This window comes from Thermotoga sp. Cell2, assembly GCF_000789375.1.
Taxonomy (GTDB): Bacteria; Thermotogota; Thermotogae; order Thermotogales; family Thermotogaceae; genus Thermotoga; species Thermotoga petrophila.
The window spans coordinates 416,339-434,161 of the sequence record NZ_CP003409.1 but is presented as its reverse complement, the minus strand read 5'-3'; the positions used below and the strand labels follow the sequence as shown (position 1 = coordinate 434,161).

At 47.5% G+C, this 17,823-nt stretch carries 19 protein-coding genes, 3 tRNA genes and 1 pseudogene; 7 read left to right on the top strand and 16 right to left on the bottom strand.

Features of this window, described 5'->3' with window-relative positions; genetic code table 11:
- Window positions 1-72: 72 nt before the first annotated feature.
- The 3 genes from CELL2_RS02280 to CELL2_RS02270 form a co-directional block, all read right to left on the bottom strand.
- Window positions 73-147, bottom strand: a tRNA-Gly gene (locus CELL2_RS02280).
- A gap of 11 nt (window positions 148-158) precedes the next feature.
- Window positions 159-245: transfer RNA gene (locus CELL2_RS02275), tRNA-Leu, on the bottom strand.
- A 5-nt stretch (window positions 246-250) separates the two neighbouring features.
- Window positions 251-326: transfer RNA gene (locus CELL2_RS02270), tRNA-Lys, on the bottom strand.
- 99 nt (window positions 327-425) lie between these two features.
- Here CELL2_RS02270 and CELL2_RS02265 point away from each other — a divergent pair.
- Both CELL2_RS02265 and CELL2_RS09490 read left to right on the top strand, forming a co-directional pair.
- Window positions 426-3,863, top strand: coding sequence for an acyl-CoA dehydratase activase (locus CELL2_RS02265; RefSeq protein ID WP_235231266.1), 3,438 nt, complete (start codon window positions 426-428; stop codon window positions 3,861-3,863).
- Window positions 3,860-4,672, top strand: a complete 813-nt coding sequence (locus CELL2_RS09490) for a hypothetical protein (RefSeq protein WP_235231265.1) — start codon at window positions 3,860-3,862, stop codon at window positions 4,670-4,672. The genes CELL2_RS02265 and CELL2_RS09490 overlap by 4 nt, the downstream gene beginning before the upstream one ends.
- Here CELL2_RS09490 and CELL2_RS02260 read toward each other — a convergent pair.
- The 4 genes from CELL2_RS02260 to CELL2_RS02245 are packed head-to-tail and all read right to left on the bottom strand — an operon-like array spanning window position 4,656 to window position 7,315.
- Window positions 4,656-5,435: an ABC transporter ATP-binding protein gene (locus CELL2_RS02260; RefSeq protein ID WP_235231264.1), complete on the bottom strand. Its 780-nt coding sequence runs from the start codon at window positions 5,433-5,435 to the stop codon at window positions 4,656-4,658. The two genes, CELL2_RS09490 and CELL2_RS02260, sit on opposite strands and share 17 nt — an antisense overlap.
- Entirely contained in the window at window positions 5,360-6,310 is a 951-nt protein-coding gene (locus tag CELL2_RS02255) for an ABC transporter substrate-binding protein (protein WP_011943079.1), read from the bottom strand. The genes CELL2_RS02260 and CELL2_RS02255 overlap by 76 nt, the downstream gene beginning before the upstream one ends.
- The gene (locus CELL2_RS02250; protein ID WP_011943078.1) at window positions 6,307-7,059 is read right to left on the bottom strand and encodes an ABC transporter permease; all 753 of its coding nucleotides are present in this window, start codon (window positions 7,057-7,059) and stop codon (window positions 6,307-6,309) included. The genes CELL2_RS02255 and CELL2_RS02250 overlap by 4 nt, the downstream gene beginning before the upstream one ends.
- On the bottom strand, window positions 7,031-7,315 hold the full coding sequence (locus CELL2_RS02245) for an MTH1187 family thiamine-binding protein (protein WP_011943077.1): 285 nt from the start codon (window positions 7,313-7,315) through the stop codon (window positions 7,031-7,033). Before CELL2_RS02245 ends, CELL2_RS02250 begins: the two co-directional genes overlap by 29 nt.
- A 72-nt stretch (window positions 7,316-7,387) precedes the next feature.
- Here CELL2_RS02245 and CELL2_RS02240 point away from each other — a divergent pair, with 72 nt between their 5' ends.
- Window positions 7,388-7,696, top strand: a complete 309-nt coding sequence (locus tag CELL2_RS02240) for a metal-sulfur cluster assembly factor (protein ID WP_011943076.1) — start codon at window positions 7,388-7,390, stop codon at window positions 7,694-7,696.
- Window positions 7,645-8,493, top strand: a complete 849-nt coding sequence (prmC, locus tag CELL2_RS02235) for a peptide chain release factor N(5)-glutamine methyltransferase (protein ID WP_012310546.1) — start codon at window positions 7,645-7,647, stop codon at window positions 8,491-8,493. The genes CELL2_RS02240 and prmC overlap by 52 nt, the downstream gene beginning before the upstream one ends.
- Here prmC and CELL2_RS02230 read toward each other — a convergent pair.
- Genes CELL2_RS02230 through CELL2_RS02220 form a run of 3 tightly spaced genes read right to left on the bottom strand, consistent with a single transcriptional unit; the run spans window position 8,474 to window position 10,324 of the window.
- Window positions 8,474-8,998 (bottom strand): DUF6115 domain-containing protein, encoded by a 525-nt coding sequence (locus CELL2_RS02230; protein ID WP_011943074.1) that lies wholly within the window; start codon window positions 8,996-8,998, stop codon window positions 8,474-8,476. The genes prmC and CELL2_RS02230 overlap by 20 nt on opposite strands.
- The gene (locus CELL2_RS02225; RefSeq protein ID WP_011943073.1) at window positions 8,995-9,729 is read right to left on the bottom strand and encodes an NAD-dependent protein deacylase; all 735 of its coding nucleotides are present in this window, start codon (window positions 9,727-9,729) and stop codon (window positions 8,995-8,997) included. The genes CELL2_RS02230 and CELL2_RS02225 overlap by 4 nt, the downstream gene beginning before the upstream one ends.
- A complete protein-coding gene (locus CELL2_RS02220) occupies window positions 9,701-10,324 on the bottom strand; it encodes a DUF4897 domain-containing protein (protein ID WP_227738421.1) in 624 nt (207 codons plus the stop codon). The genes CELL2_RS02225 and CELL2_RS02220 overlap by 29 nt, the downstream gene beginning before the upstream one ends.
- Window positions 10,325-10,372: 48 nt before the next feature.
- Here CELL2_RS02220 and trpS point away from each other — a divergent pair, with 48 nt between their 5' ends.
- Genes trpS through scpB form a run of 3 tightly spaced genes read left to right on the top strand, consistent with a single transcriptional unit; the run spans window position 10,373 to window position 12,539 of the window.
- Window positions 10,373-11,359 (top strand): tryptophan--tRNA ligase, encoded by a 987-nt coding sequence (gene trpS, locus CELL2_RS02215; protein WP_011943072.1) that lies wholly within the window; start codon window positions 10,373-10,375, stop codon window positions 11,357-11,359.
- A gap of 9 nt (window positions 11,360-11,368) precedes the next feature.
- Entirely contained in the window at window positions 11,369-12,058 is a 690-nt protein-coding gene (locus CELL2_RS02210; RefSeq protein ID WP_011943071.1) for a ScpA family protein, read from the top strand.
- Window positions 12,036-12,539, top strand: a complete 504-nt coding sequence (gene scpB / locus CELL2_RS02205) for an SMC-Scp complex subunit ScpB (RefSeq protein ID WP_038033641.1) — start codon at window positions 12,036-12,038, stop codon at window positions 12,537-12,539. The genes CELL2_RS02210 and scpB overlap by 23 nt, the downstream gene beginning before the upstream one ends.
- On the opposite strand, the gene CELL2_RS02200 is transcribed toward scpB, so the two are convergent.
- The 6 genes and pseudogenes from CELL2_RS02200 to CELL2_RS02175 all read right to left on the bottom strand — a co-directional run bounded on the left by CELL2_RS02200 (window position 12,504) and on the right by CELL2_RS02175 (window position 17,821).
- Window positions 12,504-13,760 (bottom strand): PhoH family protein, encoded by a 1,257-nt coding sequence (locus CELL2_RS02200; protein ID WP_012310545.1) that lies wholly within the window; start codon window positions 13,758-13,760, stop codon window positions 12,504-12,506. The genes scpB and CELL2_RS02200 overlap by 36 nt on opposite strands.
- Before the next feature lie 4 nt (window positions 13,761-13,764).
- A pseudogene (locus CELL2_RS02195) lies at window positions 13,765-14,326 on the bottom strand (PolC-type DNA polymerase III).
- Between the two features lie 12 nt (window positions 14,327-14,338).
- On the bottom strand, window positions 14,339-15,193 hold the full coding sequence (locus CELL2_RS02190) for a VIT1/CCC1 transporter family protein (RefSeq protein ID WP_011943067.1): 855 nt from the start codon (window positions 15,191-15,193) through the stop codon (window positions 14,339-14,341).
- Window positions 15,177-16,169, bottom strand: a complete 993-nt coding sequence (locus CELL2_RS02185; RefSeq protein ID WP_008192160.1) for an ABC transporter ATP-binding protein — start codon at window positions 16,167-16,169, stop codon at window positions 15,177-15,179. Before CELL2_RS02185 ends, CELL2_RS02190 begins: the two co-directional genes overlap by 17 nt.
- Before the next feature lie 12 nt (window positions 16,170-16,181).
- On the bottom strand, window positions 16,182-16,670 hold the full coding sequence (locus tag CELL2_RS02180) for a hypothetical protein (RefSeq protein WP_008192162.1): 489 nt from the start codon (window positions 16,668-16,670) through the stop codon (window positions 16,182-16,184).
- Window positions 16,667-17,821, bottom strand: a complete 1,155-nt coding sequence (locus CELL2_RS02175; RefSeq protein WP_008192163.1) for an ABC transporter ATP-binding protein — start codon at window positions 17,819-17,821, stop codon at window positions 16,667-16,669. The genes CELL2_RS02180 and CELL2_RS02175 overlap by 4 nt, the downstream gene beginning before the upstream one ends.
- Between the last annotated feature and the right edge of the window lie 2 nt (window positions 17,822-17,823).

The window sequence follows — 17,823 nt, the reverse complement described above, 5'->3', positions numbered from 1 at the left end:
AGTGTTCAAGACTCTTCTACCTCCACGACGTAAAGAAAAAGAAGAAGGGGAGATTTCCCCTTCTTTCTTGTCTGGAGCGGGCGACGGGATTCGAACCCGCGACCCCCAGCTTGGCAAGCTGGTGCTCTACCACTGAGCTACACCCGCCTGCTCTATCCTGGTGCGAGAGGTGGGACTTGAACCCACACGGGCTTCAGCCCACTGGATTCTAAGTCCAGCGCGTCTGCCAGTTCCGCCACTCTCGCACCGCTGGTGACCCGGGTGGGATTCGAACCCACGACCCCCTGATTAAAAGTCAGGTGCTCTGCCTGCTGAGCTACCGGGTCGCCGGTACAAATGATATCACAGAGTGGAGAGGATTTCAAGAGGTGAGTTGAGACTGCGAACGTTAGGTGTTAAAATATTCAACAAAGAGGTGATGTGAAATGACCGGAGTGTGCATCGGTTCCTCGAGTGTTTCATTCTACAGTGAAAGGGAGAAAGGAAATCTTCCTCACAACGGAGATCCCCTCGCTCTGCTTTCCATGATGATCCCCGCTTTTCTCGATGAAGGGCCCGTGGTCATCACAGGTCGAAAGACAAGAGAAATAATAGATCTGCCTCAGATATCCGAAGCGGAGGCAACGGAAATCGCCTACAGGCATCTCATGAAAAAATACGGAAAGGTCGAAGCCGTTGTCAGTGCCGGTGGGGAGAACACCATTCTCTACAGAGTGAACGATAAGGGAATCATAACCGGCATATACACGGGTAGCAAGTGCGCCTCGGGAACGGGAGAATTCTTCCTTCAGCAGCTTCAGAGGATGGGAATATCTCTTGAGGAAGCCAACAGTGTCGAGACGGAAGAGTACTATGAACTCTCCTCGAGGTGTACCGTTTTCTGCAAGAGTGATTGCACCCACGCGCTGAACAAAGGGGTTCCAAAGGAACTCGTTCTGAACGGTCTTGGAAAGGTGATGGCCGACAAGATAGTGGAACTGGCTCACAAGGCAGGAGTTAAGAAGATCCTCCTTGTCGGTGGAACGACGAGAAACAGGCTCATGTTGAAGCACCTGGAAAGAGTTCTGGAAGTGATCGTTCCGGAAGAAGCGCTGTTCTTCGAAGCCTACGGGGCTTACCTGTGGGGAAAGCTGAACGGAGTGGTATCGAAAAAGACCTTCACGATCAAAAAAGAAGAAATTACCAGTTTTCCCACTCACGAGCCTCTCAAAAAGTACCTGCACATGGTCGAGTTCAAAGAAATGCCGTTCCAGCAGGCAAGAGATGGGGATGTGTGTGTGCTGGGAATAGACGTTGGATCCACCACAACGAAAGCGGTGCTGATGAGATACGATGATGAAGCCATCCTGGCGGGAGTGTACCTTCGAACTCTGGGAGATCCCATAAGAGCGGCAAGGCAGTGCTACTCCTCTATATTGGAGCAGCTCAACGGGACGAAAGTGAAGATAATCGGACTCGGTGTGACGGGATCAGGGAGGAAGATCGTTGGGCTGTATTCTCAGACCGACGCCGTGTACAACGAGATAATGGCGCACGCGAAAGCGGCCGCTCATTTCGATCCAGAGGTGGACACGATCTTCGAGATAGGAGGTCAAGATGCCAAGTACACCTATCTGGTGAACGGGGTTCCGGCGGATTACGCGATGAACGAAGCCTGTTCGGCCGGGACGGGATCTTTCCTCGAAGAGGCAGCGGGAGAGTCCCTTGGAGTCCACTACACCGAGATCGGAGATCTCGCTCTGAAAGGCGAAAATCCTCCGAACTTCAGCGATCAGTGCGCGGCCTTCATAGGAAGCGACGTCAAGACGGCGGTGAACGAAGGGATCTCTAAAGAAGACATATGCGCCGGGCTTGTGTACTCCGTGTGTATGAACTACCTGAACAGGGTGAAAGGAAGCAGACCTGTAGGAAAGAAGATCTTCATGCAGGGCGGAGTTTGCTACAACAAAGCGGTGCCTGTTGCCATGGCTGCTCTCGTTGGAAAGAACATAGTTGTTCCCCCGCACCCGGGTTTGATGGGCGCTTACGGAGTGGCTCTGCTCACCAAAGAGAATCTTGAACTCGGTTTTCTGGAAAAGAAAGAGTTCAAACTGAAGGAATTGATCTCCAGAGAAGTCAGATACAGAGGAACGTTCATCTGTCCCGGTGGGAAAGAAAAATGCGATAGAAAGTGTGAGATCAGGATCATAGAGATCGATGGAAAGCGGTTCCCGTTCGGTGGTGCCTGCAACAAGTACGAGAACGTGCTGAGACACGCCAACATAGACAGCACAAAGTACAACTTCGTCAAAAACAGGGAGAAATACATTTTCCACCTCGAGAGAGAAGTGAAGGGAGCAAAGACCATCGGTTTGAGCAGATCTTTGGCGATGAACAACCTTTTCCCGCTTTTCTACACCTTCCTTACAGAACTCGGTTTCGACGTTGTGGTTCCCGAAAAGTCCGACAGACGCGGCTGGGAGATGATGAACTCCGAATTCTGCTTCCCGGTGGAACTCTCCCACGGCTACATGTACGATCTGATCTCGAAGAATCCGGATCTGATATTCGTTCCAAGGTTGAGAGGAATCAAAGTGGAAAATTCAGAGAACTACAACGTCTTCTGTCCCTTTGTTCAGAGTGAAGTTGACTGGCTCACATCTGCGTTTCCTGAAATGGAAGAAAAGCTCGTGACGGGCTATTTCGATTTCTCGCGCGGTGATGAAAAGGAAGAATTTCTCAGAGTGGCTGAAAGGCTTGGAAGATCACGCGAGGAAGGGGAACGAGCCTTTGAAAAGGCCTGGAAGGCTTTCAACGAAAGGTTTAGTCTCATAAAGAAACAGTGGAATGAATTTCTGAAAATTCTTGACGAGTCGGAATTCGGTGTGGTTCTCTTTGGAAGATCTTACAACGCCTTCTCTTCCGATGCGAACATGGGAATCCCCGAAAAATTCGCCACCCGCGGAATTCCCATCATCAACTTCGATTCCATACCCTTCGAGGATGAAAAGGGCTACAGAAACATGTACTGGTCGTGGGGAGAGATGATTCTCAAAGCGTCACGATTCGTCGAAAAGCATCCAAAACTCTTTGGGGTTTACATCACCAACTTCAGCTGTGGGCCCGATTCTTTCATCATCTCTTACTTCAGAGACATAATGGCGAAGAAACCATCACTCGTTCTGGAACTCGACAGTCACACAGCGGACGCGGGCATAGAAACGAGAATCGAAGCCTTCATAGACATTGTGAAGAGTTATCTCAGACTTCAGAGAAAGAAAGAAGAAAGAAAGAGTGCGAAAAGACCCCAAACAGTGCTGGAGAAAAACACCCTCTACGTGATCACTCCGGACGGAGAGAGACTGCGGCTCAACGATGAAAGGGTGAAGGTTGTTTTCCCGTCGATGGGTCAGTTCGGGTCTCAGTGTCTTTCTGCGGCTTTCAGATACTACGGTGTCAGGTCCGACGTGTGTCCTCCACCGGACGTCGAGGAGTTCAAACTCGGAAGGGGGAACTCTCTTTCGAAGGAGTGTCTTCCTCTTCAACTCACTCTTGGAAGCCTCATAAAGTACATCAGAGAGAAAGCATCCGATGACGAGATCATACTTTATTTCATGCCAGAGACGATGGGACCGTGCCGTTTCGGGCAGTACAGTGTCTTCATGAACCTGTGGCTCGACAGGAACAACGTGAGAAACGTGACGCTCTTCGGTTTGAATTCCGAAAACGCCTACGCGGGGCTTGGAATCGCTTTCAGGATCAGAGCATGGCTGGCTGTTGTCGTTTCCGATGTGTTCTTCGATGTGGAACGCGCTGTGATGACGCTGGCGAGGGACAAAGAAGAAGCGAAAAAATCCTTGAAGGATGCAGGGAAAAGATATTGAACAGTCTTGCAAACGATTCTCTCAGGGACTTCTTCAAAACACTCGATGAAGTCTCAGAGATACTTTCGGGTGTTGAGAGAATAATGGATTACGAAAAGGCACCGAAGGTACTGCTCACAGGAGAAATCTACGTGAGAAGAGACGAGTTTTCCAGAAAACACCTCGAAAACCTGATGGAGAAGAACGGGATCATCATGCACATATCGCCGGTCCACGAGTGGATCTATTACACGGATTATCTGTACCTCAACAGGTTGATCTCTCCGAATTCCACCCGCGTGGACAGGCTGAAGAAGCGAATCGAGATCCTCGTGAAAAGGTACGTAGAGAGAAGAGTGAAAAAAATCTTGGAAAAAAGCGGCTTTTACAGGTCTCATATGGTGGATGTAGAATCCATTGTTGACGCGGCGAAAGACTACCTGAATCCAAAGCTCACCGGAGAAGCGATCCTCACCATAGGAACCGTCCTGCATGAGATCGTAAACCACTACGATGGTATCATCTCAATAGGACCCTTTGGTTGCATGCCGAGCAGGATAGCGGAAGCGGTTGTGAAAAAAGGCTTGAAAGAACAAAAAGAGAAGACCACAGGGGTTTTGAGAAAAGTACTGGACGAGTTCGGAGACCTTCCCGTGATACACATAGAGTCCGATGGGAATCCGTTCACACCAACGGTACAGAGCAAGCTGGAGGCGTTCATGTTCCAGGTCAGAAGATTGAGAAACTACCTGAACGGTCTGCTGAACACGGAGAACACCCTGGAGGAAACTGAAGAGACTCTCCCTGAAAATATCAGGGTTGATTCATGAGAGTCTCCAGCACCTCTTCTTCTATTTCTGAGAAACGAGGATCGGAAAAAGTTTTTATGGTTCTCGGCTTTGGAAACGGCACGCGTATTTCCTTCAAAATCCTTGCGGGGCGATCGGAGAGGATCAATATTCTGTCTGAAAGGAAGACCGCTTCCTCCACGTCGTGAGTGATGAGTACGACCGTACTTTTCATCCTGTGTACGATCTCAGAAAGCCATATCTGGAGTTTCTTTCGAGTGTAAGCATCTACCGAAGAAAAAGGTTCATCGAGTACGAGGAGCTCCTCGCCCGATAGAACGGCCCTCAGAAGAGACAGTCTCTGCCTCATACCGCCACTCAGCTGGTACGGCCTTTTCTCTTCAAAGCCAGAAAGACCGAATCGTTCAAACAATTCTTTTATGTTTGATGGCGGCAGTTCTTTTCTGAGAACGAGTGGGAGCACGGCGTTCTCATAGGCGGTCATCCAGTCGAACAGCACATCCTTTTGAGGACAGTATCCGAGACGAGATGTGAAGATCTCTATCTTTCCCTCGTAGGGAATCAATCCCAGAATAGCCTTCACAACGGTGGTCTTTCCACATCCGGATGGTCCCACAAGGGAGAGGATCTCTCCCCTTTGAACCTCCAAGGAGAGATCCTCCACCGCTTTGAGTTCTCCGTAGCAAACCGTGAGGTGGGATACCTTTATCACGGTAGGAACTCGTTTGTGAACGCCTTCGTCACGTCTATCGTCTCTTTCAGGAATCCCATAGAGTGAAGCCATTCCGCGTATCTCCTCCAGACTTCTTCTTTCTGGTAGCCCCATTTTTCCGCGTCCGCTTTGTACTGACCTGCGAGGTACTTTTGAGATTCTACAACGATCTTTTCATCCAGTTCCGGAGCGTATTTGAGGAGTATTTTGGCTGCCTCCACAGGGTGCTGTATTGCGTACTCGTATCCCTTGGCCGTGGCTCTCAAAAATCTTCTTACGAGATCTGGATTTTGCTTTATGAGAGATTCGCTCGTTATCAGAACCGGCGTGTAGTAGTCAAAGACTTCGTCTATATCCTTCAGCGGGAGGAACTCTATCTCTATCCCTTTCACCTTGCTGGCAACACCGTCCCATCCGTAGAAGATCCAGGCAAAATCGAACACATTGTTCAGCGTTCCCGCAAAGAAATCCATCTGTCCCACGTTCACAAAAATCACCTTTGAAGGATCTGCACCGTATTTTCTCATGATGTATTCTATGGTCGCCTTCTCTATAGGAGAACCCCAGCTTCCGTATCTCTTACCCTCCCAGTCTTTCACACTTTTGATTCCTTCATCCTTCAGCCAAGCGAAACCCGATGTGTTGTGCTGGATGATGGCAGCTATGGAGACGATGGGCATCCCTTCTCCTCTGGAGAGGGTGACCGCTTCCTGATAACTCACGCCAAATTCCGCTTTTCCACTCGCTACAAGCTGTTCCGCTGTCAACCGAGACGGTTGAACGATCTTCACATCCAACCCTTCTTCTCTGTAGTATCCAAGGTCCTTGGCTACGTAGAGCCCCGTGTGGTTCGTGTTGGGATACCAGTCCAGTACGACCGTTACCTCTTCAGCGAAAAGTGCAAGGACAGAGATCAAAAACATCGCAATGAAGGTCAGTCTTTTCATTTTACCAGCCTCCTTTCCTCGAACCAAGGTGTGAGTTTTCTGGAGAGAATATCAGCTATCTTGAAGACGGCAACGCTGAGCACAACCACAACTATCACAGAGAGAAAGAGCCTGTCAGCTCTGAAGGTGTTCATTGCCCTTATCATGTATATGCCCAGGCCTTTTTCTGCTCCAAGCCATTCTCCTATCACAGCGGAAACCACAGCGTATGTGGCGGATATCTTGAGCCCAGAGAGAACGTAAGGTAACGTGTGCGGTAGTACAAGGTACCTGTAGATCTGGATCTTCGTTGCCTTCATCACTTTGAAAAGATCCAGAGCGTCCTGATCGATCGTTCTGAATCCTTCGAGAGTGTTGAGCGCAACCGGAAAGAGTGTGACGAACGCTACTATGCCTATTTTCGTGCCCACGCCCAGACCGAACCAGATGATGACGAGCGGTGCCACAGCAACGATGGGTATCGCCTGTGAGATGATGAGGATCGGGTACATTACCTCTTTCACCGTCTGGAACAGATCCATCAGGACCGCAAGCCCCATTCCCAACACGAGGCCTATAACCAGGCCAGAAAAAGCCTCAAGGATCGTGTAGAGACTGTGATCCATCAAGATTTTCCACTGCGAAAGTCCCTCGAGAACTATGGAAGAAGGTTTGGGAAGAAGATACTGTGGGACTTTCGAGAACTCCCACACGAAAATCAGAGCTATAAAAAACAGCCATTTAGCGGTACTTCGATACCTTCTCTTCAATCGTGATACCTCCGACTTTGTAATCGATGTCCAGCTGAAGAACGAATCGTTTCGCGAACTGTTCAAGGTATCTGACGAGCTCTTTCACACGATCCATGATCTCTTCGAATTCACCTTCCACGGTGGTGTTGGAAGGACCCACTTCGTATTTCATGCCCCACGAAGAGATCTTTTCGATCGCTCTGTCGATCACCTCGTGGAGTCTTCCATCTTCCACGGCGGGAATCACCTTTATGGAAACCGTTACTTTCGGCATTTTTTCACCTCCTCAATTCGGCTCTTCTAATTTGAATTATAACATAGTATAATAGAACCGGGAGGGATGCCGATGTCGAAAAAGGTGACTAAAGAAGATGTTCTGAACGCCCTGAAAAACGTGATCGATTTTGAACTCGGTCTGGATGTGGTGAGTCTGGGTCTGGTGTACGACATCCAGATAGACGATCAGAACAACGTGAAAGTCCTCATGACAATGACCACACCCATGTGTCCTCTTGCCGGAATGATTCTTTCCGACGCTGAAGAGGCGATAAAGAGGATCGAGGGAGTCAACAACGTGGAGGTGGAGCTCACATTCGACCCACCATGGACACCAGAAAGAATGTCTCCGGAGCTGAGAGAAAAATTTGGAGTTTGATAAAAGACTGCTCTGGAAAACTCGAGGGAGTGACCGAAACTCCTGTTCTTGAGGTGTTACTCATCGTTTCCCGGGTACTTGGGATCCGCAAGGAAGATCTCTTTTTGAAAGACTTGGTAGTTTCTCCAACTGAGGAAAAAAGGATTCTGAAACTCGTGGAGAAAAGAGCAAGTGGATATCCCCTGCACTACATTCTCGGCGAGAAAGAGTTCATGGGTCTTTCTTTACTCGTGGAAGAAGGTGTATTCGTTCCAAGACCGGAGACGGAGGAACTGGTCGAACTCGCCCTCGAGCTGATAAGAAAGTACGGAATAAAAGCAGTCGCAGACATAGGAACAGGAAGCGGTGCCATTGGAGTGAGTGTAGCGAAATTCTCCGATGTGGTTGTTTTCGCGACGGACGTTTCTTCCAAAGCTGTTGAAGTCGCCAGAAAAAACGCGGAGAGGCACGGTGTTTCCGACAGATTCTTTGTGAGAAAAGGTGAGTTTCTTGAACCGTTCAAAGAAAAGTTCGCATCGATCGAGATGATCCTTTCGAATCCTCCATACGTGAAATCAAGTGCTCATCTGCCAAAAGATGTTCTTTTCGAACCTGCAGAGGCGCTTTTTGGAGGAGAGGACGGCCTCGACTTTTACAGAGAATTTTTCGGCAGGTACAACACGAGTGGAAAGATTGTGCTGATGGAGATAGGAGAAGACCAGGTGGAGGAGTTGAAAAAGATCGTTTCCGACGCTGTTTTCCTGAAGGATTCCGCCGGAAAGTACCGTTTTCTCTTTCTCAACCGGCGTTCCTCTTGAACAGTTGGAGTATCAGTCTGACTTCTCCAACCGTGATACCCAGTTTTTTGGCGATATCCACTTCTGAAAATCCCCTGTCGTACATCGAGACGATTCTTCTTTCTAAAGCGGTTTCCAGTTCCTCTTCTTTTTCTTCCGCTTTCGTTTCATCCTGCTCTTGAATAACAGGGATAATTGGTTTTTCCATCTTTTCAGATTTTTCCCCTTCATCTTCAGAGGAGAAGATCCTTTCTCTTTCTATTTCGGACATCTTGACCATCAGCCTTGACATCACGGTGTTGGCTTCGGATATGAGTTTTCTTAACTCTTGTGTCTTCTTTTCGAGGAGTTCGAGTCTGTTGGCCGACAGGTAGCGGAACTTTCCCATGAGTTCCATGATCCTCTCTTCTACATCCTCCTGATTCGGCTCTTTTGAGTTACCGTTCCTCCCAAGGAGAAGATACGTCCACGAAAAGACCACCGTTCCCACCGTGGAAAGCACCACCAGATAGTCTACGAGATTCATGAGATACCTCCTTCTTCCATCACTCTTCTGGCGAACTCGACAACGTCCATGTTGTACTTCAAAGTTGCGATATCATCGAAAGGAGTTTCTCCCAAATTCACGATAACGAGCTTTCCACCGCTCCTGACAGTTATGAGGGGAAGCTCGGCAGCGGGATACACAACGAGCGAAGATCCCAGGACGATCATCAAACTGGCCTTGGATGAAAGTTCGATCGCTTCCCTGAGGGCGTCTTGCGGCAGATTTTCCCCAAAGAACACGATGTTCGGCCTGATCAAACCGTTGCAGTCATCACAGCGTGGAACATCCAATGATTCGAGTTTCTCTATAACATCTTCGACGGTGTATTTTTTCTCACACCTCACACAGTAATACTCCTCAACGTTTCCGTGTAGCTCTATCACTTTTTTACTGCCCGCTCTCTGGTGAAGTCTGTCTATGTTCTGTGTGATCACAGCCTCTATCAGGCCCTTTTCTTCCAGTTTTGCGAGCAGCACGTGTGCAAGGTTCGGTTTTGCTTCTAACATAGGGAAAATACCTTCCTTGGCGAATTGGTAGAATTCCTCAGGGTGAGAGTAGAAGAAATCAATGTCGAAGACATTCTGGGAATACTTTTTGTATATCCCATTCGGTCCTCTGAAATCTGGTATGCCGCTTGGGGTACTGATACCGGCTCCCGTGAGAGTGACGGTCAATCTGGATTCATTGAGAAGATCCAGGAATTCCTTCATTTTCATTCACCCTTTTAAAGATAACTTTTGGAAACACCATGGATGAATCTGGACGCCAGATCAGAGTGTTGTTCTCACGTTCAGATGGGGTTGGTGTGACCGATATCACAGCTGCGTCTTCAGGTAATTTCACGACGATCTCCGTTTCACCCGCTACGTTCATTGTGAGACTTCCCATGCTGGTGTCCAAGACATCACCCTTCACCTGTGCAGCTCCCCTCAGGAGCGTTGTTTCTGTGACTTCGAGCATACCTCCTGTGTCTTCAACTCTCACGTTGTAATCCAGTGGAACTATTTCTCTTCCAACTTCTTTGCTGATCTGAGAAAAGTATTTATTCAACTCCTCCTTAGATGCAGAAGCATAATTGATCTTGTACTCTTCTTTTTTCTTCTCATCTTTAAAATAAAGCTTCGCACTGGTGGTGAACGTGGCGTTCCCGGAATAATCGTATTCCATGGTGCTCCTGTAGTATACTATTTCAAAGGGAGCTCTTCCTCCCAGAAAGAAAAAGAGAAATTCGACGAGCATGAAAACAACCATGATGATCAGCAAGATGTAGATGGTTCTTGAGCTCAACCTTTTCACTCTCCTCATTCTTGATATTCTCAATTAATATTATCACAGAACATGGAGGGATAAAAGTTGAGAATACTGAGCGGCATGAGACCTACCGGAAAACTCCATATAGGTCATCTCGTGGGAGCTCTGGAAAACTGGGTGAAGCTTCAGGAAGAAGGAAACGAATGTTTCTACTTTGTCGCGGATTGGCACGCTTTGACCACCCACTACGACGATGTTTCGAAGCTCAAAGAATACACCCGCGACCTGGTGAGGGGATTTCTCGCCTGTGGAATAGATCCTGAAAAGTCCGTGATTTTTGTTCAGTCTGGTGTCAAAGAGCACGCTGAGCTTGCACTGCTTTTCAGCATGATCGTTTCTGTTTCACGTCTCGAGAGGGTTCCCACTTACAAAGAGATAAAAAGTGAGCTGAACTACAAAGATCTTTCCACGGCTGGTTTTCTCATCTATCCCGTTCTTCAGGCAGCCGATATTTTGATCTACAAAGCTGAAGGAGTACCAGTCGGTGAAGATCAGGTTTACCACATAGAACTCACGAGGGAGATCGCCAGGCGTTTTAACTATCTCTACGATGAAGTCTTTCCAGAACCAGAAGCAATTCTGTCTCGAGTTCCAAAGCTTCCAGGAACGGACGGCCGAAAGATGAGCAAAAGCTATGGGAACATAATAAACCTTGAAATCACGGAAAAAGAACTGGAACAGACTATACTGAGAATGATGACCGACCCGGCAAGAGTGAGAAGGAGCGACCCTGGAAATCCGGAGAACTGCCCCGTATGGAAATACCACCAGGCGTTCGATATCAGTGAAGAAGAGAGCAAATGGGTATGGGAAGGCTGTACAACGGCCAGCATCGGTTGTGTTGATTGTAAGAAGTTGCTGTTGAAGAATATGAAACGAAAATTGGCACCGATCTGGGAAAATTTCAAAAATATAGACGAAGATCCACATTACGTAGAAGACGTTATAATGGAAGGGACGAAGAAGGCCAGAGAAGTAGCCTCTAAAACGATGGAGGAAGTGAGAAAGGCCATGAACTTGATGTTCTGAGGTGAAAGAATGGAACTTGTCTTCAAACTTCCCGTTTTCGAGGGACCTCTCGATCTTCTGCTCTATCTTGTGAGAAAGAAAAAGGTAGATATCAGAGAAATACCCATCGCACAGCTCGCAGACGAGTTCGTAGAATACCTCGAGCAGATGAAAAAGTTGGATATGAAGGTCACCTCCGATTTTCTGGAAATGGCCTCCACTCTGATGGAGCTCAAGTCGAAAATGCTCATTCCGAGAGTGAGAGAAGAAGAAAAAGAAGAGGTAGACAGAAAGAAAGAAGAACTCTACAGAAGAATTGAGGAATACTCCAAGGTGAAGGAAATTATCCAGAGAATCAGAAATGAAACGAATCTTCTGAAGAGAAAACAAATCAGGGTGAGAAGTGTCTTCTTTGAAAGAATAGAAGGCCTGGAAAGGTTCAGGAAAACGCTCGAGAGGATATGGAAAGAAGAATCACTACGTGAAGCTGTACACAAGGTGAGGAGCGAAACTCTTTCTGTTGAAGAGATGATGGAGAGAATACTTGATGAAATAGATGGTGAGATCGAGATCCTGCGATTGCTTTCCAGAGCGGAGAATGTCTACGAACTGATAGTCAGACTTCTTGCTATCCTCGAGCTTGTGAAGATAGGGAAATTGATTCTCGTGGGAGAAAGCAGGATCAGGAGGTACACAAATGCAGCTCAAGGCCGCTATTGAGGCACTCATATTTGCTTCAAATGGTATCACTCTGGAAAGGCTTATCAAAATACTCGAAAAAGATCCTGAAGAGATAAAAAGAGTTCTCGAAGAATTGAAAAAGGAATACGAAGACGAAGCACACGGAGTTGTTCTGAGAGAGGTGAATGGAAGGTATCGTTTTTTCACCAAACCTGAGTACGCTGATTTCGTTTCTAAGCTGTCCGGAAGGAAGTACAAAAATCTCACCGATGCGCAGATGGAAGTGGTGGCACTGCTTCTCCTCTCAGGACCGATTCCAAAGAGCGAAATAGACGCGTTCAGGGGGAAAGACTCATCCGCTGTTCTCTCCTCGCTTCAGAGAATGGGAATTGTCAGAAAGAAAAGAAAGGGGAAAAGCTATCTGTATCAGCTTTCCCCTTCGTTTGTTAAAAGCACCATGCTGGATGAAATATTGAAAGAGGTCTCACAGAAGCTCAGCAGCGATGGTGGCGAGTCTTGACCTTTCTCCCTTCTCCAGCTTTATCACCGCGGAAAGATCCGATTCCAGAAGTTTCAAGGCTGCGTAAACCAGTCCGTTCGTGTCTTTGTCCAGATACGGGGTGTCGATCTGGTACGGATCTCCAACGAGAACTATCTTGGTGTCTTCTCCCACACGTGTGAGGATCGTTTTTACCTCGTGTGGAGTGAGGTTCTGTGCTTCGTCTATGATGATGAACTGCTTTGGTATGGATCTTCCCCTGATGAAAGATATCGCTTCCACTTCCAGTATTTCCTGTTTCTCGAGTTCCTTGATTTTCAAACCGGAAAGAGAAGATATGAGTTCAAGATTGTCCATTATCGGTTGGAGCCACGGTTTCATTTTCTTTTCAAGTTCTCCGGGGAGATACCCGATATCGCGTCCCATGGGAACCGTAGGACGAGTCACTATCAGTTTTTTGTAGCGTTTTTCAACGAGGACTTTGTAGAGACCGCAAGCGAGAGCGAGAAGCGTCTTTCCGGTTCCTGCGATTCCAACAAGGAAGACCAGAGGTATTTCGTCATCCAGAAGGGCATCCATGGAAAAGATCTGTTCTCTGTTCCGCGGAGAAATGCCCATAGTCTCGAAAGGTTCCACTCTCAGAACTTTTCCTTTGCGATATTTCCCGTACACTCCACCCAGATCTATGTAGAAATTGTCGAGAAGGTCGAGTTTCTTTTCCACAACTCCTTTCACTTTTAACTGTTTTTTGAGTTCTTCGTCGTCGATTTCGACATACCCCTTAGGCATCGTCTCCAGCTCGGATCGATCGGTCAGATAGTCCTGGGCGGGAATACCAAGAGAGTCCGCTTTCACCCGAAGATTTATATCCTTGCTGACGAGAATGGTGGGGATCTTTTCTCTGTTCATGAGCTCTATCACGTACGCGAGAATGATGTTGTCCACGTAGCGTTCGTGAAGGAATCTTGGAACGTTCTCCACTTCTCTTTCCAAAACCATGACGCGGAGAATTCCGCCGTTCTCCAGCGGGATTCCTTTTCTGAGATTTCCTTTCTTTCTGAGTTCATCGAGGTGTCGAATCACCTCTCGGGCGTTCTTTCCCACACTTCCGTGTTCTCTTTTCAGCTTGTCGAGCTCTTCAAGAACGGGAAGAGGAATGATCACGTTGTTGTCTTCGAAGGAGAAGATGGAATCTGGATCGTGAATCAAGACGTTCGTGTCGAGAACGTAGTTCTTAACCATTTTATTACCCCCGTTTTCCACGGATGAATTCGTTGACTCTGTTTTCACCAAGAAATTCAACAAGCTTCACAAAAAACTCTTGCGGTCACCAGGGCATCTGGAAGTGCACGGTGCCGTATCGTGGTTTTTATCCCAAGTCTTTCGCAGAGCCATTTGAGAGAATGGGGTCTTCCAAAGATCTCTTCTGAAAGATCGAGTGTGTCAATGTAGGGATTCGTTATTGGAAAATTTCCCGTTTCTTTTGCCATCATATCCAGAAAAGTGAGGTCGAAGTTGGCGTTGTGAAACACGAGCACCGTCCCTTTCACGTAGTCTCTGAAGAGATTGTAAACCGCATCCATATCAGGTGCTTCCTCAATGTCCATGTTGCTGATACCGTGAACTTTCTGAATCAGCGCAGGGATTCTTATTCTGGGATTCACGAGAGAGTGAAACGCTTTGTTCCTGTAGATCTTCCCCTTGAAGACAGGAACAGCGGCTATTTCAACTATCCGGTCTCCGGCAAAGGGATCGGTTCCCGTGGTTTCTGTGTCTACGACGCAAAAAACGGTGTCGTTCCATATCATGGCGAGCACTCCTCAGATTTCGATTCCAAAGATCTTCCTCGCGAGTATACCGACGAGGAAAGAAAATCCTGCCACACCGAAACTCAAAAGGAACATCTCAAGAAAGTATTTCGCGAAATCCTTCTCTTTAACCACCGAGACAAAAAAGGTGAAAAGAAGAACTATGAGAACGGCTCCCGTCAAAGTAAGGACAAGTGATAAGAATGGGTTTTTGAGTATGAGGTATGGAGCCACCAGCACGGCGACCGTTACGATGTAAGCGATGCCTGTGTAGATGGCGGCTTTTAAGGGTTTGGATTCACCTGATCCTTCTTCCGCTCTCTGCGAAAGATACTCGGAAGCTGCCATGGAGAAGGCTGCAGCGATACCGGTTATCAAGCCGGACAATCCGACTATCTTGGTGTTTTGAAAGGCGAACGTGAGACCAGCGAGTGCCCCCGTCAGTTCCACGAGAGCATCGTTCAACCCGAGAACCATAGAACTCACGTAATTGAGACGCTCTTCGTCGAGCATGTTCAGAAGCTCTTCTTCATGCTTTTCTTCGTCTTTGAGAATATGGACTACTTCTGGATACTCTTTCTCCAGTCTTTCATAGGCTCTTTCCGCTTTTTTCTCGTTGTTTTCCATGAGTTTGAGAGTGAAAGTCAAACCAAAAAGAACGGAAAGCAGTGAGTACCAGAACATCCTGATATAGGAAGGCTTAACATCCTTCCCGGTGATGTTTTTCAGTTTTTCGTAGTGGCTTTTCTCATCTTCCGCTATCGCAAGAAGGATCTCAGCGTTTTTCTTGTTCGTTCTCTTCGATAGCTTTCGATACACGTGGTATTCAGTGATCTCGTTTTTCTGAAAATCAAGAATTTCTTTCAAGACTCACTTCCTCCTCAACCGGATTGAAACATCTGACGTAGTGGTTTTCTTCTATCTCGGAAAGCTCTGGTAATTCTTTCAAGCACCTCTCCACTCTTCTTGGACAGCGAGGCAAGAAGGGACACACCGGTGGTATGTCGACCATCCTTGGGGGTTGCCCCGGTATGGACTCGAGCTTTTCAAGTCTTTTATCCACTCTCGGCACGCTTCTCAGGAGCATCTTCGTGTAAGGGTGTCTGGGTGAGTAGAAGATCTGATCGGATGTTCCTATCTCGACCTGTCTTCCTCCGTACATCACCATAATCCTGTCTGCCATGGAAGCGATCACACCAAGATCGTGTGTTATGAAGATGAGTCCCGTTTTGAACTCTTTTTGAAGTTCTTTCATGAGTTCCAGGATCTGTGCCTGTATGGTCACATCGAGGGCGGTGGTGGGCTCATCCGCTATGAGCACACTGGGATTGCAGGACAGGGCGATGGCTATAACCACCCTCTGCCTCATTCCACCTGAGAATTCGAATGGATAGTTGTTCATTCTTTTTTCGGGTTCCGGTATTCCAACGAGTTCCAGCATTTCCACCGCTCTCAGATAGGCTCTTCTCTTGTCGTAGCCAAGATGATACCTGATCGTTTCCATGAGCTGGTCTCCTATCGTGTAAAGCGGATTAAGAGACATCATCGGATCCTGAAAGATCATTGCGATCTCTTTTCCTCGAATCCTGTGCATTTCTTTTTCGGGTATCTTCAGTATATCCTGACCTTTGTATATGATCTCACCGCTCACTATTTTTCCGGGAGGCTTTATGAGGCGCATTATGGATTTCACTGTCACACTCTTGCCGGAACCAGTCTCACCGACAATTCCGAGAACTTCGTTGGAATTCAGCGAGAAGTTCACATCGTTCACGGCTTTGACTACACCTTCTTCCATGTAAAACCACGTGCTGAGGTTTTTCACTTCCAGAAGCGTTGCCAAACCGTTCACCTCCTATTTATCGAGAAAAACGAGTTCTCCAGTTGACGGATCGTACTCCGCCACACATTTTCCGTTTGAAAACACGTAGATCTCCCCGCAGTAGTAAGAATTCTCAAACAGAGACTGATTTCCTTCAAAGAAACTTTCGATCACAGCTTCCAAAAACACCTCTGCTGTAGCCATCTGTGATTCTGTGGCGGAAAGCTCTATCTTTTGAAAGAACGGTTCAACCAGTTCTTTCACCTTCTCTTTCACTTTCTCCGGCCAGTCCAGGTGGAGAACTACTTCGTTTGGCGGTACGATAGCTCTGTCCTTTTCTATTATCAGAGCTCTCTCTCTGGTGTCGGTGAACTTGTATCTGTAACGTTTTTCCCGAAGAATTTCCTCAACCATTTTTTTGATCTCTGGATCTTCAACGTGTATTCTCTTCACTTCCCACTTCACTCTAAAAAACAGAATGACGATGGCGATCAACAAAATTACCAGCCAGTACCTTCTCACCTCAGCTCACCCGGGAAGTGACAGGCGACGAAGTGTCCCTCTTCAACCTCTCGAAAAGCCGGTTCTTCCTTGGAGCAAATCTCTTTCGCTATGGGACATCTTGTGTGGAATCTACAGCCAGACGGCGGATTTATAGGGCTCGGAACATCTCCTTTGAGAATGATTCTTTCCCTCTTCTTTGTTGGATCAGGTACCGGTATCGCAGACATGAGAGCTACAGTGTAAGGGTGGAGCGGTTTTTCGAACAAGTCTTTTTTAGGAGCAAGTTCCACCATCTTTCCAAGATACATCACACCTATTCTATCGCTTATGTGCTTTACAACAGCCAGATCGTGCGAAATGAAAATGTACGTGAGTTTGTGTTCCCTCTGAAGATCTTCCATGAGGTTTATGATCTGACTTCTTATCGAGACGTCCAGAGCAGCGACGGCCTCGTCCGCCACGACGAGTTTGGGTTCCAAAGCCAGGGCACGTGCGATTCCGATTCTCTGGCGCTGACCACCGGAGAATTCATGTGGAAACCTGTACACGTAAGCCGAAGGAATACCCACATCCTCCAAGATTTCTTTGATTCGTTTCTCTACTTCTTCCCCCCTTGCGATCCTGTGTGTGACGATGCCTTCACCCACTATGCTCTTCACTCTCAACCTCGGGTTCAGGGAACTGTATGGATCCTGGAACACTATCTGCATCTCTCTTCGAAATTTTTTCCTTTTCTCCGGTAGATCATCGAGAAGAATGGACATGAACTTCTTTGGAGAACCCTTTGCCTCCTCAAAGAAAATACGGGCGTACTCTCTGTCGACACCTTCCAGTTTTTCCACATCTGACTCCTTCATGTTGACGAACCTGCTCAGATAGGTGCGCTTTATGTATTTTTTTGCCTTGGAACGCGGCATGAAGTAGTAGGTCGTGTCTTCGTTGTCCACGATGATGCGTCCCGATGTTGGCTCGTACAGTCTGAGCAGGGTCATTCCAATCGTGGTTTTTCCACAACCCGACTCTCCAACGAGGCCGAAGGTTTCTCCCTCGTTTATGCTGAAGCTGACACCATCGACGGCCTTCACCCATCCAACAATTCTCTTAAAAACACCAGCCCTTATGGGAAAATGTTTCACCAGATTTTCAACTCTAAGGATTTCCCTGCTCACGT

Bases quoted from the DNA above. Each gene is read 5' to 3' on its own strand.
- CELL2_RS02265 (WP_235231266.1), top strand. From the start codon at position 426: ATGACCGGAGTGTGCATCGGTTCCTCGAGTGTTTCATTCTACAGTGAA.
- CELL2_RS02260 (WP_235231264.1), bottom strand. From the start codon at position 5,435: ATGGCTTCACTCTATGGGATTCCTGAAAGAGACGATAGACGTGACGAA.
- CELL2_RS02255 (WP_011943079.1), bottom strand. From the start codon at position 6,310: ATGAAAAGACTGACCTTCATTGCGATGTTTTTGATCTCTGTCCTTGCA.
- CELL2_RS02245 (WP_011943077.1), bottom strand. From the start codon at position 7,315: ATGCCGAAAGTAACGGTTTCCATAAAGGTGATTCCCGCCGTGGAAGAT.
- CELL2_RS02240 (WP_011943076.1), top strand. From the start codon at position 7,388: ATGTCGAAAAAGGTGACTAAAGAAGATGTTCTGAACGCCCTGAAAAAC.
- prmC (WP_012310546.1), top strand. From the start codon at position 7,645: ATGGACACCAGAAAGAATGTCTCCGGAGCTGAGAGAAAAATTTGGAGT.
- CELL2_RS02230 (WP_011943074.1), bottom strand. From the start codon at position 8,998: ATGAATCTCGTAGACTATCTGGTGGTGCTTTCCACGGTGGGAACGGTG.
- CELL2_RS02225 (WP_011943073.1), bottom strand. From the start codon at position 9,729: ATGAAGGAATTCCTGGATCTTCTCAATGAATCCAGATTGACCGTCACT.
- CELL2_RS02220 (WP_227738421.1), bottom strand. From the start codon at position 10,324: ATGAGGAGAGTGAAAAGGTTGAGCTCAAGAACCATCTACATCTTGCTG.
- CELL2_RS02210 (WP_011943071.1), top strand. From the start codon at position 11,369: ATGGAACTTGTCTTCAAACTTCCCGTTTTCGAGGGACCTCTCGATCTT.
- scpB (WP_038033641.1), top strand. From the start codon at position 12,036: ATGCAGCTCAAGGCCGCTATTGAGGCACTCATATTTGCTTCAAATGGT.
- CELL2_RS02200 (WP_012310545.1), bottom strand. From the start codon at position 13,760: ATGGTTAAGAACTACGTTCTCGACACGAACGTCTTGATTCACGATCCA.